This window comes from Embleya sp. NPDC008237, from assembly GCF_042956465.1.
Lineage (GTDB): Bacteria > Actinomycetota > Actinomycetes > Streptomycetales > Streptomycetaceae > Embleya.
Genome location: NZ_JBIBGL010000058.1, coordinates 1 through 1,002 on the forward strand (window position 1 = coordinate 1; position 1,002 = coordinate 1,002).

The following is a 1,002-nucleotide window of genomic DNA, read 5'->3' on the forward strand; positions in this document are numbered from 1 at the left end:
TCTTGAGCCATCGCAATGAGGACGGGGCTGACCAGGGACAATGCGATGTGGACGGTGTCCTCGACGCGGAGGAATCGAGACCTTTCCGGCTGCGGAGATTGTGTCGCCCGGCGTGTCGCTCGCTCCGGAGGGTCAGCCGGACGATGTCTCGACTGTCACTCCGACGGAATGGTGTCGGAGCCGGGCGGCTATGAGTTCCATCTCGACGAACGTGCCCACGAGGCTGGTCGTCTTCAACTCGTCTGCCAGGGCCCGTGCTTGTGCCAGTGACAGGCCGTGCACCTCTCGAAGGGCGCGAAGGACGGGCACTGCACTCGCCCCGGGCGCTGTCAGCCGGAGCCGGGCGGGTCCGTGTTCCGCGAGGAGGGCCTGGCGGATCGCCTCCGGAGTCGCGTCGCCGAAGTCCTGCTCGCACCAGACGACGGGGCAGGACTGGCAAGCCCCCTCGGTTCCCCACCACAGGCGCCCGCGTTCGATGGACTGGCCGGTGTCGAGTATCAGCACACCGCCGCAGGCTTCGCATCGTGTTGTGACCTTCACGCCCTGGCTTATCACCGTGCTCCTCATCATCGGACCTTGCCCCGGATAGTGCCGTAACAGCGTCCCTCCGTCGACCGCGTATCCTCGCCGACCTCCCGGGTTGGCTGCGGGAACAGCTGCGGTCGCGATGCCGGTGCGTCAGCTCCTCAGCACGGGCCGATCGCCCTTGCAGCTGGAGACGTCGCGGTGGCGCGGATGCCGCAGGTGTCGGCCGTGCGGCGTTCGCCCAACGCCAGGGCGAGGGCCTGCCTGAGCTCGCGATTCTCCGCCTCCAGCTGCCGGTTGCGCTCGGTGGCGGCCTCCAAGCGCCGCAGCAGGGATGCTTCGGAGGCCCGCTGCCGGTCGGGAATCGGGCGGGCAGCGGGGACGGGGCGATGCCGGGCTCGCAGACGTTCGATCTCGGCTCGTAGGTCCGGCTGGTTGTAGAGCCAGGACCGGGAGACGCCCGCTTCGCGGGCGACT

2 protein-coding genes are annotated in these 1,002 nt (G+C 69.0%); both read right to left on the minus strand.

Features of this window, described 5'->3' with window-relative positions:
• Positions 1–132: 132 nt before the first annotated feature.
• The gene (locus ACFZBU_RS47985) at positions 133–504 is read right to left on the minus strand and encodes a hypothetical protein (protein WP_391590155.1); all 372 of its coding nucleotides are present in this window, start codon (positions 502–504) and stop codon (positions 133–135) included.
• A gap of 182 nt (positions 505–686) precedes the next feature.
• On the minus strand, positions 687–1,002 hold a 316-nt coding region (locus tag ACFZBU_RS47990; protein ID WP_391590156.1), incomplete at its 5' end, for a DUF6262 family protein.